Origin of the sequence: Comamonas sp. MYb69 (assembly GCF_037479315.1) — a bacterium.
In the GTDB taxonomy this organism is placed as follows: domain Bacteria; phylum Pseudomonadota; class Gammaproteobacteria; order Burkholderiales; family Burkholderiaceae_C; genus Comamonas.
Genome location: NZ_JBBGZG010000004.1, coordinates 329,219 through 344,613, shown reverse-complemented (window position 1 = coordinate 344,613; position 15,395 = coordinate 329,219). Strand labels below are relative to the sequence as shown.

At 65.6% G+C, this 15,395-nt stretch carries 9 protein-coding genes; 8 read left to right on the top strand and 1 reads right to left on the bottom strand.

Going from position 1 to position 15,395, the window contains the following annotated elements; all coding sequences use genetic code 11:
* The first annotated feature begins 97 nt into the window (after positions 1 to 97).
* The 8 genes from WH303_RS07835 to WH303_RS07800 all read left to right on the top strand — a co-directional run bounded on the left by WH303_RS07835 (position 98) and on the right by WH303_RS07800 (position 10,728).
* The gene (locus WH303_RS07835) at positions 98 to 2,596 is read left to right on the top strand and encodes a TonB-dependent siderophore receptor (RefSeq protein ID WP_339517803.1); all 2,499 of its coding nucleotides are present in this window, start codon (positions 98 to 100) and stop codon (positions 2,594 to 2,596) included.
* Between the two features lie 15 nt (positions 2,597 to 2,611).
* Positions 2,612 to 4,510 carry a PepSY-associated TM helix domain-containing protein gene (locus tag WH303_RS07830; RefSeq protein ID WP_339517802.1) on the top strand — a complete coding sequence of 633 codons (1,899 nt, stop codon included), beginning with the start codon at positions 2,612 to 2,614 and terminating at the stop codon, positions 4,508 to 4,510.
* Positions 4,511 to 4,776: 266 nt separating this feature from the next.
* Positions 4,777 to 5,523 (top strand): sulfite exporter TauE/SafE family protein, encoded by a 747-nt coding sequence (locus tag WH303_RS07825; RefSeq protein ID WP_339517909.1) that lies wholly within the window; start codon positions 4,777 to 4,779, stop codon positions 5,521 to 5,523.
* A gap of 498 nt (positions 5,524 to 6,021) precedes the next feature.
* Positions 6,022 to 6,207: a hypothetical protein gene (locus tag WH303_RS07820; RefSeq protein ID WP_021024669.1), complete on the top strand. Its 186-nt coding sequence runs from the start codon at positions 6,022 to 6,024 to the stop codon at positions 6,205 to 6,207.
* 61 nt (positions 6,208 to 6,268) lie between these two features.
* On the top strand, positions 6,269 to 7,492 hold the full coding sequence (locus tag WH303_RS07815; RefSeq protein ID WP_339517801.1) for a multidrug effflux MFS transporter: 1,224 nt from the start codon (positions 6,269 to 6,271) through the stop codon (positions 7,490 to 7,492).
* Between the two features lie 77 nt (positions 7,493 to 7,569).
* Positions 7,570 to 8,262, top strand: a complete 693-nt coding sequence (locus WH303_RS07810; RefSeq protein WP_021024671.1) for a response regulator transcription factor — start codon at positions 7,570 to 7,572, stop codon at positions 8,260 to 8,262.
* A gap of 125 nt (positions 8,263 to 8,387) precedes the next feature.
* A complete protein-coding gene (locus tag WH303_RS07805) occupies positions 8,388 to 10,106 on the top strand; it encodes an ATP-binding protein (protein WP_339517800.1) in 1,719 nt (572 codons plus the stop codon).
* A gap of 85 nt (positions 10,107 to 10,191) precedes the next feature.
* Positions 10,192 to 10,728, top strand: a complete 537-nt coding sequence (locus WH303_RS07800; protein ID WP_021024673.1) for a HEPN domain-containing protein — start codon at positions 10,192 to 10,194, stop codon at positions 10,726 to 10,728.
* A gap of 157 nt (positions 10,729 to 10,885) precedes the next feature.
* Here the strand turns inward: WH303_RS07800 and WH303_RS07795 are convergent, their stop codons facing one another.
* Complete coding sequence (locus tag WH303_RS07795) at positions 10,886 to 14,833, bottom strand: beta strand repeat-containing protein (RefSeq protein ID WP_339517799.1); 3,948 nt, start codon at positions 14,831 to 14,833, stop codon at positions 10,886 to 10,888.
* Positions 14,834 to 15,395 lie beyond the last annotated feature (562 nt).

Genomic DNA, 15,395 nt, shown 5'->3' with positions numbered 1-15,395 from the left:
ATAGGCCCCGCCCCTCAAAAATAAATGAACACTTTTTTGCGCTCGCTCTACATACCTTGGAAGCCTCGATTCATCTATCTGCATTTCCAAGGACCCTATGCCACTCCGCCGCTCGCCCACCCTGCCCACTGCACCTATGGGCGCCATCGCACTGGCCGCCGCACTGGCCGCCGCCATGTCCTGCGCCCTGCCTGCCCAGGCCCAAACCCGCAACCCGGCCGCAGTCCAAAGCTATGACCTGCCCGCCCAGCCGCTGGGCAGCACGCTGGCCCGCATCGCCTCGCAAAGCGGTCAGCAGATCAGCATGGATGCCAGCCTGGTGCAAGGCCGCACCGCGCCGGCCCTGCGCGGCAGCTATGCCCCGGAGGACGCTGCACGCGCTGCGCTGGCCGGCAGCGGGCTGGAGCTGGTCAAGATCGACGGCAGCACCTGGTCGTTGCGCACCGCGCCCCATACGGGAGCCGGAGCCGGCGCCACGACCGTCAGCAGCGATGCCGCCGCCGCTGGCCTGACGCTCAACGAGATCCGCGTGACCGCGCCGGCGATCCGCAGCGCCACCACCGAGCAGACCGGCGCCTACACGCCGCGTGCCGTCACCATCGGCAAAGGGGAGCAGGCGCTCAAGGACATTCCCCAGTCGATCAGCGTGGTCACCCGCCAGCTGATGGATGAGCAAAACGCGACCTCGGTCTACGACGCGTTGGGCAGCACCACCGGCATCACCTTGCTGCAAAGCCCGCAAGGCGGCAAGTACATCTACTCGCGCGGCTTCAGCATGGCCACCATCCAGTATGACGGGGTCAATGTGCAGCGCCTCTATGGCCGCGCCAGCAACTACCAGGGCGGCACCGCCATCTATGACCGTGCCGAAGTGCTGCGCGGCTCGGCCGGCCTGCTGCAAGGCGGGGGCGATCCGAGCGGCGCCGTCAACCTGGCGCGCAAGCGCCCGCTCAAGGAAGGCGGCGTCACCGTCACCGCCAAGGCCGGCTCCTGGGACCGCTATGGCGCGCAAATCGATGGCAGCGGCGCGCTGAACGCCGACGGCAGCCTGCGCGGCCGCGCCGTCATCGATGTGGACGACCAGCACTCCTTCATCGACTATGCCAAGCAACGCAATGGCACCTTGTACGGCACCCTGGAGTACGACATCTCGCCCCAGACCCAGGTCAGCGTGGGCGCCAGCTACGAGTCCTTCAAGGGCCGGCCCTTTATCTCGGGCCTGCCGCACTACAGCGATGGCCGCGACATCGCGCTGCCCCGCTCCACCTACCTGGGCGCCATCTGGAACCGCCAGAACAACAACACCCGAACGCTGTATGCAGACCTGAACCACCAGTTCAACAGCCAATGGCGCGCCAAGGTCTCGGCCCTGCATGTCAAGGAAGAGCTGGACATGAAGTACGCCTCCTCCCAGCGCGCCGTGGCCGCTGCCACCGGTCTCGGCGCCACTGTCACCAACCTGACCCAGGCCGACCAGAGCGCATCGGGCCTGGACGCCAGCCTGGTTGGCGATTTCAGCGCCTTTGGCCGCGAGCACCAACTGGTGCTGGGCACCAGCTACAGCCGGGGCAAGGCCACCAGCGACTACAGCTCGATCACACCGGCAGTGCCGATCAATGTGTTCGACCCCAACCCTTTCCGGGAAGAACCCAGCAACGAAGCGATTCGCTACGCCAACACCGAGCGCTTTTTGGGTACCACGCGCCAGGTTGGCGCCTATGGCGCGCTGCGCCTGCAGCTGAGCGATCCACTCAAGCTGGTGATGGGCGGACGCCTGGGCAACTACAGGTCCGAATACGAACTGATCACGACGACGACCGGCAATGTCGTCACCTCGAACTCGCACCAGGCCAACACCCGTTTCATGCCCTTTGCCGGGCTGATCTACGCCCTCAACCCGCAGTGGTCGGCCTACGCCAGCTATGCCGATATCTTCAACCCCCAGGCATCGCTGAATGCAGCGGGCCAGAACCTGAAACCCATCCAGGGCGCGACCTATGAGCTGGGTCTGAAGGGCGAGATCCTGGGCGGCCGCGCCAACACTTCGTTTGCGCTGTACCGCGTCGACCAGAAGAACCGCGCCACCGAAGACATCGCCTCCGGCCCCGACTGCCGCGATGGCTACTACTGCTACACCGACGACGGGCGCGTGCGCAGCCAGGGCTTTGATGCCGAGATCAGCGGCGAGCTGAGCCGGGGCTGGAACCTGTTCGCCGGCTATACCTTCAACCGCAACGTCTACAAGCGCGACATCAACAACGAAGGGCTGGACTTCAACAGCTACACGCCCAAGCACCTGCTGCGCCTGTGGACCACCTACCGCCTGCCCGGCGACTGGAACGCGCTCACCATCGGCGGCGGCGTCAACACCCAAAGCGCCTCCTACCGCAAGATCGGCGCGATCAGCCTCAATGCCCCGGGCCGCGCCGTCTGGAGCAGCTATGTGCGCTACCAGATCGACCCGCATTGGCAGCTGAGCCTGAACTTCAACAACATGTTCAACAAGCGCTACTACTCGTCCATCGGCAACCTGGTCAACAGCAGCCACTATGGCGATCCGCGCAACGCGATGCTGACCTTGCGCGGCTCGTTCTAAACCGCGTCTGCGCAGATGGCAGGCGAGTTTCGCCAACGCATGGCCTGGCTGCACACCTGGTGCGGCCTGGTCAGCGGCTGGCTGCTGTGCGCGATCTTTCTGACCGGCACTTTGAGCGTGTTCCGCGCGCCCATCACGCGCTGGATGCAGGCCCAGCCGCCGCTGGAGGCCGCAGCAGCGCAGGCCCCGCTGGCGCTGGATAAAGCCGCGCGCCACCTGACCAGCGAGGCAGCAGGCGCGCGCTTTTGGCGTATCGAGCTGCCCCAGCAAGCGGGCGATGCGCTGCTGCTGGCCTGGCAACCGGCGGGCCTGCGCGGCGGCCTGAAAACCGCTGCGATGGACCCGGCCACGGGCACCCTGCTGCCCCAGCCCTGGGGCCGCAAGACGGAGGGCGGGCGCCATTTCATGAGCTTTCACTACAGCCTGCATGCGGGCACCATCGGCTTTTGGCTGGTGGGCTTTTTGGCCATGTGCATGCTCGTTGCACTGGTCTCGGGCGTCGTCGTGCACCGGCGCATCTTTGCCGACTTTTTTACGCTGCGGCTGGGCAAGGGCCAGCGCTCCTGGCTGGATGCGCACAACGCGACCGGCGTGCTGGCGCTGCCTTTTCTGTTCATGATTGCCTACACGGGTCTCGCCTACTTCTACACCAGCTATATGCCCTGGCCACTGCGCGCCCTGTATGGCGACAGCCCCCAGGCCCAGGCGCGTTACCAGGGCGAGCTCTCGCCCGAGGCCGCGCCGCCACGCCGCAGTCTGCAGGGCCAGCCTGCGGCGATGCAGGACCTGGCGCAGCTGCTGGACCAGGCGCAGCTGCTGACCGGCCGCAGCCCGCGCATGCTGTTTATCGAGCGGCCCGGCGATGCCTCGGTGACCGTGCGCGTCTTTCACCAGCCGCCCAGCGACACGCAGACCATCCTCCACCAGGCCGCTCAGGTGAGTTTTGATGGGATGAGCGGCGCCGTGCTGCAGCTGCGCAACCCCGACCCACACGCCCCCACCCACAGCGACCAGATCCACCCGGTACTTGAAGCGCTGCATGTGGCCAGCTTTGGCGGCTGGACGCTGCGCTGGATGTACTTTGTCTTCGGGCTGATGGGCACGGCAATGATGGCCACCGGCACCGTGCTCTTCATGGTCAAGCGGCGCAAAAAAAGCGCGCAGGAGTTTGGTGGCGCTACCGCTGGCTTTTACCGGCTTGTCGAGTGCCTGAACGTGGCCGCCCTGGCCGGTATGGCACTGGCCTGCATGGGCTACTTCTGGCTCAACCGCCTGCTGCCCGCCGCCCTACCGGGGCGCGAGCTGTGGGAGATACGCGGCTTTTTGCTGCTCTGGGCCGCCAGCGGGCTGCATGCCGCCTGCCGGCCCCCGGCGCGGGCCTGGGTAGAGCAGTTGGTGGTGGCAGCGGCCCTGTGCATGCTGCTGCCGCTGCTGAACCTGGCCACCACCGGCCTTTGTGCCTGGCATTACGCCCAGAGGGGCGACTGGCAAAGCGCCAGCGTGGAGCTGGTTGCCATCGCGTTTGGCCTGGTGCTGATGGGCATGGCCTGGACAGTAAAGCGGCGCTGGCACAGCCCAGGCCCGCGGGCAACGCTGGCTCCGCTGCCAAAGCCGGCCAAGCCGGCAAAGTGGCAGGCCGCCCAGCCAGGCAACCGCCTGCAAGTGAGCAGCCGTGTGCTGGCCGCCTGCCTGGGCGGCTATGGCCTGGCCAGCCTGGCCGCAGCAGCTCTAGCGCGCATGCTGCCCAGGTTCAGCGGGCTATCCAGCGCCGAAGCGGTGCTGAGCGCCAGCCTGCTGAGCTTTGTGCTCTATACCGCCCTTGCCATCTGGGTGTTCAGCACCCGCAGCGCCAGCCAGGCCTGGCTGGGCCTGTTCATGCTGGCCATGGCCTGCGCCGCCTTGGTTCTTGCTTAGGCGGCGGTGGAAAATCCTCGCCTGGTGGGACGGACCCGAGCCGCCCGCGCCGCACCAGAGCCAGCGGCTGGCCCGGCACTGCGGCGCTCATGCCAAGGTCTTGCGCCAAGGTCTTGATCACAAAGCAGCTACGGTATTTCCAACTGGTTTGTTCATTTTCCATAGCCACTGAATCCATCCTCAGGAATTGCCGAAGCATCGGCCATAAATTCCGAATTGTGCTTCTGCCACCCATCCGGTTCAATGGGGCCATCTGGAGGTCCCCCATGCATGATTCAATGTTCTTTTATGGCTTGCTGACAGCCACCTTTCTTTTTGCCGGCATGGTGAAGGGGGTGACAGGGATGGGGCTGCCGACGGTGGCGATGGGGCTGCTGGGCACGGTGATGCCGCCGGCCATGGCGGCAACGCTGTTGGTGGTGCCATCCTTTGTCACCAATGTTTGGCAACTGTTCTCTGGCGGCGCGGTTGCAGCGCTGGTGCTGCGCCTGTGGCCCATGCTGGCGGCCATGGTGATCGGGACGGTGGGCGGGTCCGCGCTCCTGGTGCGCGTTGACCCCCGCTGGTCCGGCTTCGCCCTGGGATCGGCCTTGATCGTCTATGCGGTCTATGCCTTGTTGGCGCCCGCGCTCTCCATCCCGCGTGCGCTGGAGGCATGGCTTTCACCGCTGGTGGGGCTGGTTACCGGCATGGTCACGGGTGCCACCGGCGTCTTTGTCATGCCAGCCGTTCCCTACCTTGGCGCTCTTGGCTTGCACAAGGACGAGCTGGTGCAGGCGCTGGGGCTGTCCTTCAGCATCTCGACCCTGGCCCTTGCCGCAGGTTTGCTGGCCAACGACGCATTTCGCCTGAACCAGCTGGGCCTGTCGTCACTCAGCGTCATCCCTGCGTTGCTGGGCATGTGGCTGGGCACTCGGGTCCGGGCGCGTATCAGTCCCCAGCGCTTTCGGCAGTGCTTTCTGCTGTTGCTGCTTGTCTTGGGGCTCGAACTTGCCTCTCGGCCGTTCTTTTAAGAACCTGCTCAAAAGGCCGCGCTATCTAAGAACCTGTTCAAAGCCCCATGGGCAGTCAGCCAGATGCGGGGCGGGTTGTGACTCAGTGCCAACCACCGAATGCGCGCCGCCCCAGGCCTAGATGCCCGCACACCTTCGGCAGGCTCATGCAGACCGTTGACGGCGCCACTGCCCGCACCCGCCGCCGCACAGCGGCCCATCGCTTGCATCGCAAAAATTCGTCGCTATAATCCGCGACCTATGGTCATCATCTCGTACGCCTTCGCTGTGCTGTACCGCCTCGCTTCCTAAGCGCGGCACGATTTCCTATTCCCATTTGAAACGATGCCGCCGCACGGGCGGCATTTGTTTTTTCAACGGGCCTTCCTGCGGCATTTTTCCCAGAAAGGACCCCGTCTTGTCTTCTCCCTGCGCTTTTTTCACCGCCCTGGCGTTGCTGCCTGACAGCGCCGGCCTGCGCCTGCACGCGCCGCATTTGCCTACGCACAGGGCCTTGCGATGACGCACGCCGCCATCGCCCTTGCCCTGTGGACCGCATCGCTGCTGATTGCCGCATGGCAAGGGCGCGCCGGCCGTATCGACCGCCGCGATTACCGGGCGCTGCTCACCGTCGCGGGTCTCGCTGGCCTCACCTCCGCCGCGCTGGCGCTGATCGCGCTCGTCCCCGCGAGCGCCGCGCCCTGATGCCCGCCGCTGCACCCCTCCTCACCCATCCCATGTCCATGCTGCTACAGCAAGTCCTTCCATGACAACCGATACCCACCTACCTGCCAGCGGCCTGCGCTTTGCCGCCTCTCTCGCGCTGATTGCCGTACTCGGCCCCTCGGCCACCGACATGTACCTGGCCTCGATGCCCGAGATCGCCAGCGAACTGGCCGTGCCCTATGCCCAGGTGCAGCTGACCCTGACGGTGTTCCTGCTGGCCATGGGCCTGGGCCAGCTTGTTTTTGGCCCCATCGTCGATGCCTTTGGCCGCCGCCGACCGCTGCTGGCGGGGCTGTTGGCCTTTGCGCTGGCCTCGCTCTGGGCCAGCCAGGCGTCCTCCATCGGCATCTTGCTCACCAGCCGTTTTGTGCAAGGGCTGGCCGGCGCGCTCACCCTGGTGGTGGTGATGAGCTCGGTGCGCGATGTGACCAAGGGCGCGCGTGCCGCCCAGCTCTTTGCCTTGCTGATGACCATCGAGGGCCTGGCCCCGGTGCTGGCGCCTGCCGTGGGCGGCTATGTCGATGTGCACCATGGTTGGCGCGGCGTCATGGTGGTGCTCGGCGCGATGGGCCTGTTGGTCCTCTTGAACACCGCGATGGCCCTACCCGAAACCCTGCCGCGCGCGGCCCGGCTGCCGCTGCGGCTGCGCTCCGTCGCCAGCACCTACCTGCGCATTGCCAGCGACCGGCAGTTTCTGCTGCCCGCGCTCGCGCTGTCCAGCGCCTTCTTTGTGCTGTTCATCTACATCGCAGGCGCCTCCCTGGTCTACCAGCAGCGCTTTGGCCTGAGCCCCGACCGCTTTGGCCTGGTCTTTGGCGCCACCGGCGTGGCGGTGCTGATGGGCGCAGTCACCAGCGGCAAGCTGGTGCAGCGCGCAGGCGTTGCCAGGCTGGCTGTCGTCGGCGCGCTGCTGATGGTGGCTGGCTCCGCCCTGGCCCTGGCCGCCGCTGCCGCGCAGCTGGGCCTGCCCGGTATCGTGCTGGGGATGTTCCTTGCGATGTGGGGCCTGGGCATGGCCGAGGCCACCTTGATGTCGATGGCGATGGGCTCGCAGCACAGCGCGCTGGGCTCCACCGCTGCGCTGCTGGGCGCGTTCCAGCTCAGCATCTCCTCGGCCGCCACGCCGCTGGCCGGCAAGGTGGTGGTGCTGGGCACCGTTCCGTGGCTGGCCTTCATGCTGCTGGCCTCAGTGGTGCTGCTGCTGCTCACCCGGCTCAGTGCCAGGCAGGCGCCTGCCACGCTCCATGCGCTGGCGGGGCATTAGCGCGACAGGGGCAATAACAGCCGCATTTACCGTAAATGCGTGATGGCAGATCTCCCTCTTTGCGTCAAAATGTAGCGATGGCTATTGCGCAACTCCCCGTACTGCTGGTTGATGACGACCCCGACATGCTCGCCCGGCTGGGCGCCGTGCTGGGCTCGGTAGGCGTCGCAGCCGATCAGCTGTGCGAGGCCGGTTCGTTGGCCGAGTGCCAGCAATTGGTGACCGCGCCCGAAGGCGGCCTGCAGCCCATGGTGATGGCGCTGATCGACCTGGGCCTGCCCGATGGCAATGGCATTGACCTGATTGACTGGCTGCGCGCGCGCAACCCGGTGCTGCCGATTCTGGTGGTGTCGGCCTGGAGCACCGAGGAGATGATCCTGGGCGCGCTGCGCGCCGGCGCCAATGGCTATGTGCTCAAGGAGCGCGACGACCTGGAGATTGCGCTGTCGGTGCGCAATGTGCTCAAGGGCGGCGCGCCCATCGACCCCTTCATTGCCCGGCGCATTCTGGACCTGGTGGGGCGCCCGGCCGGGCGCCCTCCCACCCCGTCGCAGCCGCCCGACCCGGCGCTGCGCGAAGCGCTCACCGAGCGCGAGCGCGAGATCCTCGACCATGTCGCCGCCGGCATGAGCAACCGCGAAATCGCCGAATGCCTGCACCTATCCCGATGGACCATCGACACCCATATCCGGCATATCTACGACAAATTGGCCGTGAGCTCGCGCACGCAGGCCTTGCGGCGTGCACGCGAGCATGGCTTGCTGCGCTGATCTGTCTGGCAGCGCTATGCCAGGTACCGCCCGCGCAGGCCCAAGGCCAGCCCTGGCCCGGCACGGCCGAGGCCGCGCGCTCGGACTGGAATGCCCAGCAGCCACCCGACAACGGCTGGGTGCCGGTGAAGGTGCCCAACGACTGGAACCAGCAATGGCCGGGCTATAGCGGCGTCGTCTGGTACCGGCTGCGCTGGGACATCAGCGGCGAACCACAGACCCAGGGCCTCTACATCCACTACCTGATGCAGGCCGGGGTCATCTCGGTCAACGGCGTGGAGCTGCAGCGCGACCCGTATTTGACCGAGCCGATGACACGTGCCTGGAACACGCCGCGCTACCTGGTACTGCCCGCACCGCTGCTGCACAGCGGCAGCAACGAGCTGCTGATCCGCGTGAGCGGCTACTACGCCTACCAACCCGCGCTGGGGCCGGTGGAGATCGGCGCACCCGAGTTGCTGCGCGCGGCGCAGCAGGACAGCTACCTGGTGCGGCACAACCTCAACTGGCTGCACCTGGGCGTGGGCGCAACCCTGGGCTGCTTCTTCCTGGTGCTGTGGTTGATGCGCCGCCAAGAGGCCGCCTACGGCTGGTATGCCGCACGCCAGGCCGCCTGGGTCGGCTTTACCGTCAACTTTGTCAGCGTGACGCCCTGGCCGTTCCACCACATCAACACCTATGCGGCTGTGGTCTCGATCGCCTATGTGCTCTACCACGGCTGCAATGCCATGTTTGTGCTGCGCTTCATGGGCCGCCGCTGGCCCAGGCGCGAGGCCGCCATGTGGCTGGTTATTGCCGCGCTGGCGGCCATCACCTTCCTGGTGCCCGATGCGCAGCTCAGAGAGATGCGCAACGTCATGGCCTGGGCCTCATCGGCCCTGCTGTTCACCACCGCTGGCGTGTTTGTCGGCCTGGCCTGGCGCAACGGCAACCAGGCCCAGCGCCTGCTGTCGCTCACGGCGCTGGCCAGCGCGCTGGCGATGGCGCATGACCTGCTGGTCTTCACCCGCATCGTGGACGACAACTTCTACCTGGCCACCTACACCGAGCCACTCGCCACCGTCGGCATTGCGCTGACCTTGGCCTGGACCTTTGTGCAGAACACCCGGCGCGTGGAGAGCTTCAATGACGAGATGCAGCACCATGTGGCCGAGGCCCGCGCCGAGCTGACCGAATCGCTGGCCGGCCGCCATGAGCTGGAGCTGCTGCAGGCCCGCCTGGGCGAGCGCGTCAATATCGCCCACGACCTGCACGACGGCCTGGGCGGCATGCTGATCGGCAATATCACCACCTTGGAGCGCACACGCGGCGCGCTGCCACCCGACCAGGTGCTGGGCATGCTGCGCGGCATGCGCGATGACCTGCGGCTGATCATCGACCTGGCCTCTGCCCAGCACTATGGCGAGCTGTCGCTGGGCGAGCTGCTCGCCCCCATGCGCTACCGCATGAGCCAGCTGTTCGAGGTGCACGACATGGAGGTGCATTGGCAGCTGAACCATATCGACCAGCTGCACCTGCCCACCAGCGCCAGCCTGGATGTGCTGCGGATTCTGCAAGAGGCCCTGACCAATGCCTTTAAGCACAGCCACGCCCAACGCGTGGACGTGGTGCTGGCCCGCGAGGCCGGCCAGCTGCTGCTGCAGTTGCAGGACAACGGCGTGGGCCTGCCTGCGGCCAAAGCGGCCAACAGCTCCACGCACGGCACCGGCCTGCGCAGCATGCAGGCCCGGGCCCAGCGGCTGGGTGCGCAGTTGTCAGTGGGATCGCAAGGCGGGCTGACGACGGTGGTGCTGCGGGTGCCGCTGCCGGCTGTGGTGGAAGTGCGGGACATACCTGAGGTCTGACACCCCCGCGTAGTCAGCTATTTGAGGTACGACTGGATTAGACTAAGAAAATCATTCAACCAATTAGAAGAGTCGCTCGCTACTAATGTCCCGCGCATCAAAAACGTTCTTAATCTCTATCCAAGATGCGACCACGCTCCTTGCGCATTTCGACTCACTCCATAAGCAAAATGCGGAGTCAGCAGAGGTTCTCAAACGAGCAGGGCTCGTGATGGCACTTACCGCATGGGAGACCTATGTGGAAGATCGCGTCATAGAGGCAGTTGCCGCCAGATTAAAAGCGGTGAACGGTAGTCCTATCGGGGATTTCGTGAACAACAAGCTCACGGAGGAATTGAAGCGCTTTCACAACCCCAATTCAGAGAAGACCAAAAAGCTATTTCTTGATTACTTGCAGGTCGATGTGACCGCAGGGTGGGCATGGCTTCACTACGACACTGCGTCAGCAAAAAAGTCACTTGATCAACTCATCAGCCGCCGTGGAGATGTGGTTCATCGCTCGAAACCAGTAACTGTCGGGGCACCTGCACCTCACATGGTCAAGCGGGATGACTTGGAGAAAGCCATTCGCTTTTTAACTGGCCTTGTAACTGCCACGGAACATGCTCTTGAAGCAGAGTGACGGTGAAGGCTTCATAAAGGCAAACGGCTGACTTGGCCAAGCCAGCCGTTCGCCTAGGACCTGTCTCCCTGCCCTCCTACACCCCCTCCACCTCTGCTTATTCACCACATCTCGGCGCCCGGCCCCCGCAATGCAGGCTGGCCCGGCGCCCCACCACTCAATCGGCCTTGCGCGCCACCACACGGCGCCCGACCAGGCCCATCCCGCCCACCAGCGCAGCCAGCAAGGCCAGTGCCCAGCCCGACAACGCAGGGACCGCAATGGGGTTGGTGCCGCCGTTGCCCGGAGGCGCGGTGACGACCACCTGCGACGGGGTCAAGGTCACAGCGACGGCGTTGTTGCTATCGCCGCTGTAGGTCACGGTGATAGCGCGCTCGCCCTGCGCCAACGCGGAGGTGGTGCAGCTGGCGGTGGCGGTATCGCCCACGGTGACAAGGGCCACAGGGCCGCCGCAGAGCACGCTGGGGCCATCGCTGAAGGTGACGGTGCCGCCAGGGGCGCTGCCGATCACCGTGGCGGTCAAGGTCACCGCCTGGCCCTGCTGCACTTGCTGCGGGCTGGCCTCCAGGCTGACCTGCGCGGCGGCCTGGCCGACGGCAAAGCTGGCGCTGCTGGTTTGCAGCAGCGCCGGCTCGGCCAGGTTGGGGTTGAGCGCCAGGCTGGCGACGAGGCTCTGGCTGCCGGCTTGGGCAAACTCCAGGTCGTCAAACACGGCAGTGCCGGTGGCAGTGGCCAGGTCTACCGATACCGGCGTGGTGGCCAACACCAGCTTGGCCAGGCGGCCCGTGCCTGGGCCTTGGGCCAGTTGCACGCTGCCCAGCGAGGCGAGTGCGCCAAGGGCTGGGTAGCTGGTACTGCTAAAGGCCTGGCCGTTTTCTTGCAGTGTGACTTGCGGCGCTGGCAGCATGGGGGTGTTCAGCGCCACCGCTGATGGCTGCACGCTGAACTGCATCGCGTAATGGCTTTGCACGGCACCGGCATCCACGCAGGATGCGGGCACCAGGCCATCGGCCACATAGGGGCGCGCGGCGCCGCGCTGGTCCAGCGGTGGCACCGTCACCTCTGCCGCGCTGGCCACGCCCGCGCAAATGCTGCGCGAACCGGGCAGCGCCAGCAGGGTTGGGGTGTTGCCGCCGTAGTGGCCCAGCGGTGCCAGGCCAGGGTCGATGGTCGTAGGCGTGTCCCGGGTAAAGACATTGCCACCGCCATCAATGAGGGTCAGCCCTGTGCTGCGGATATCAGCCGCTGGCCCAGCGCCGCCGCTGTTGCCGGCCACGATGCTGTTCACCAGGTTCAGGCTGGGGGTGTTGCCACCGTCGGCTGCGCCACTGATACCACCGGCAATGCCGCTGCTATTGCCTGCCAGCGTACTGTTCAGCAGCACCAAACGGCTCTGGCCCTGGCTGAACAGGGTGCCACCTTGGCCGGCCGCGTTCGGGCTGGCATTGGCGCTGAAGGTGCTGTTCTCGATCTGCGCCACACTGCCCAGGTTGGCAAGCGCACTGCCACCCAAGTCGCCTTGGTTGGACACCCAGGTGCTGCCGCGCAAGGTGGCGGTGTTGCCCGCCGCCACCAGCAGGCCGCCGCCCAGTTGTGCAGCACTGTTGCTGTCGAAGGTGGAACCTTCAATCTCCAACACACCCGATCCATGCGAGTACACCGCCCCACCCGATCCCGCCTGGGCCAGCGAGTCATTGCCGCCGCTGTAGCCCCCGGCTGCGGCCACACTCTGCGCCAGCACCAGGTTTTGCAGCTGCACCAAGCCAGTGGAATGGTTGAGCACCGCACTGCCGCCGTTGGAGCGGCCTTGCGCCAAGCGCAGGCCCGCCAGGCGCACCGGCTGCGCGGCGGCCTCGATCTGCAGCACACGGCTGGCACCATTGCCGCTGACCGTCAGCACATCGGCGCCCGGGCCCTCGATGGTCATGCTTTTAGCCAGGCTGATCTGGCCATGGGCCAAGCTGATGGTCTGCGGCGCAGCGGGGTTGAACACGCTGGCATCAAACTGGATGACGGGCGCGCCGCCCAGCATATTGGCCTGCAGCACCGCATCGCGCAAGGTGCAGGTGTTGGCATTGCCCTGGGCGCAGGCTTGTGGGTTGCTGCCATCGCTGTCGCCAGCGTTGTTGACCACATAGCTGGCCGCAAAGAAGCGCAACACGCTGGCGGGCGTGATGGGGCTCATGCAATTGGCGTTGGGCACGGCCATATAGCAGCCTTGGGTAAACACCTGTACCGCTGCATCGCTGCCGCCCGCGCCAGCCGGCGCCACAAAGCTGAGCGACGTGGGCGTCACATTGAAAGGCTGGATATAGGTAAAGCCTGCAAACTGCACTTGGGCCGTGGCATCAAAGTGGCTGCCGTTCACCGTCACCACCGTGCCGCCTGCGGCATCGGCCACGGCGGGCGCCAGACTGGTGACGGTGGGCGGCAGCAACAGCACCTGCGTGCTGGCCGAGCCTTGTACCACGGGGTTGGACAGCGCATCTGCCACCGTGATCTGCTGGCTGCCCATGGCGGCCAAGGTGACGCTGAAACTGCCCACCCCGCCGGAGAGCGCGGCGCCTGCGGGCAACTGTGCCCCGGCATCACTGCTGCTGAAATGCACGGTGCCGCTGTAGCTGGGCATCGCATGGCCACCGGTATCAAGCGCGTTGACGCTGAAGTTAAACGCCTGGCCCGCAGCCACTTGCGCTGGCAGGCTGATACCAAATCCGCCCAGCTGCTGGGCCGCGACGGTAAAGGCCGCGCTGCTGACCGAGGCTGCGCCCAGGTACGCATTGAGGCTGACGCCCGCAACCGGCACGCCACCGGGCAATGTGAAGCTGACCGTGCAAGCAGCCTGGCCGCTGGCATTGCTCGGCGCGCAGCTGGCGCTGGAGGTCAGGCCAGCATGTGTGCTGGCAAGCAAGGCCGGGGTCACCCCCAGCAGAGGCTGTCCGCTGCTTTGCACATCCACCGTCACCGGCAACGCCGCACCCGGCGCCACCTGGCTGGGGAAAGGCGAAGGGCTGGCAAATGCCAGGGTATAGGCCTGGCCTTGCACGGCACCTGCATCAATCACCGCACCTTCGGTGGCCGGGCGCGGTGCGCCGATCTGGTCGCGAACCTGCTCGCCTGCTGCGTAGCGGCCCAGGCCCAGCGCCGGTGAGCCCGCCAGGGGCGGCATCGTTGGCATGGTGCCGCCATAGGCGCCCAAAGCGGCAAGCCCGATCGCAGGCAGCCCTGTGTCGGCTGCGTTGGCGGTATGGATGGTACTGTTCTGGTTCACCAAGCTGCTGCCGCCCACCACATTCGGAAAGCTGGGCGCCGTGTTACCGCGAATGATGGAGTTGACCACCAACGGCGCGCTGCTGCCCTCCCTGTAGAAACCTCCACCCCAACTGGTTGCTTGGTTTGCGCTGATGGTGGAGTTGTGGATGGCAATGCTGCCACCTGAGCTATTGTTGATGCCGCCACCTTGGCGGGCCACATTGTTGGCAATGGTGCTGTTGTGGATCAGCAGCGCCGTGGCAGTCGGATCATTCTGGATGCCGCCGCCGTAGCCAAACGACGCGTTGCTGGCCGTGTTGTTGGCCACCGTGCTGTTGAGCAAGCTGAGGCTGCCGCGGTTGAGGATACCGCCACCATTGCTCGTGCTGGTGTTGATGTTGCTATCAATCCAGCAGCTGTCGACCGTGAGTTTGGCAGCGCTGTTGATGCCTTGGCGCGCGCCACTGATGCGCAGCCCAGCGAGACGAACCTCCAAGGTACTTCCGGTACCGCTCGCGCCTTGACCGGCATTCATCACAAACATGGTCTGCGACGTGCTGCCCCTCAAGGTCAGCAGATGCGCACCCGGGCCCGCAATGTCCACGCTGTAACGCGGGGCCAATTGGCTCACCGCAATCGTCTGCGGAGACGAAAACAGGCCCGCATCAAACTCGATGCGCGCCGCAACGCTGCTGTCTGCATCGGCATTGAGCGCCAAAATGGCATTGCCGAGGGTGCAAGTGCCGCTATTGCCTGCATCACAGCCGGACGCATTGGCGGTGGAACCGCTCACCGCATTGACCACATAGGTTTTGGCCTGGGCCGCCAGTGGCAGTGCAACTACCAATGCCAAACTGCCCAGCAAAACCAGCTGCCGCAAACGGCTCCCGGCTGCCTTTGCCTGCACAGTGCGTTCCAGCAGCGTTGCCAACCCAACTCTCCCGCCTTGCGCCCGCCGGTTGGCGTTACCAGCGTTGCCAAATCTAACCATAGTTACCCCCAGTCTTGTCTTGAGCGCAGACTAAAGGGGCAAGCCGGTTTTGCCATCCCGTAAAATAGTGATTCAGCTGCGGGTGGCCGGCTTTCAGGGCCTGCCCAGGGGAGATGTGGAGGTATCTCGAGGCCCATGCCCGGCACTGGGGCGCTGGTTCAGCGCTCGGGTCAAAGCCAGTGCAGTCCGCTTGCTTATCAGCGTCCAGCCGCCAAGCTTGCCAGACCTACTCGGCGTCACCGACGGCGTGGTTTGGCCCAAGCGGAAGAATACAGAACAGGTGCCTGGCATCCTGCCCTCCGCTTCTGCGCATGCAAGGACAAATAGCGGTTGGCCTCCGCCCGATGGCGCTTGCCGAGGGCCCCATGCGAGCCGGTACCTTGGTGCAGCCTGCTCAACATGCCTTGCGCAAGTCCAAGGCTCA

What these genes read in the sequence shown, in the direction of transcription:
- WH303_RS07835 (WP_339517803.1), top strand. Translation starts at nt 98, where the DNA reads ATGCCACTCCGCCGCTCGCCCACCCTGCCCACTGCACCTATGGGCGCC.
- WH303_RS07830 (WP_339517802.1), top strand. Translation starts at nt 2,612, where the DNA reads ATGGCAGGCGAGTTTCGCCAACGCATGGCCTGGCTGCACACCTGGTGC.
- WH303_RS07825 (WP_339517909.1), top strand. Translation starts at nt 4,777, where the DNA reads ATGCATGATTCAATGTTCTTTTATGGCTTGCTGACAGCCACCTTTCTT.
- WH303_RS07820 (WP_021024669.1), top strand. Translation starts at nt 6,022, where the DNA reads ATGACGCACGCCGCCATCGCCCTTGCCCTGTGGACCGCATCGCTGCTG.
- WH303_RS07815 (WP_339517801.1), top strand. Translation starts at nt 6,269, where the DNA reads ATGACAACCGATACCCACCTACCTGCCAGCGGCCTGCGCTTTGCCGCC.
- WH303_RS07810 (WP_021024671.1), top strand. Translation starts at nt 7,570, where the DNA reads ATGGCTATTGCGCAACTCCCCGTACTGCTGGTTGATGACGACCCCGAC.
- WH303_RS07800 (WP_021024673.1), top strand. Translation starts at nt 10,192, where the DNA reads ATGTCCCGCGCATCAAAAACGTTCTTAATCTCTATCCAAGATGCGACC.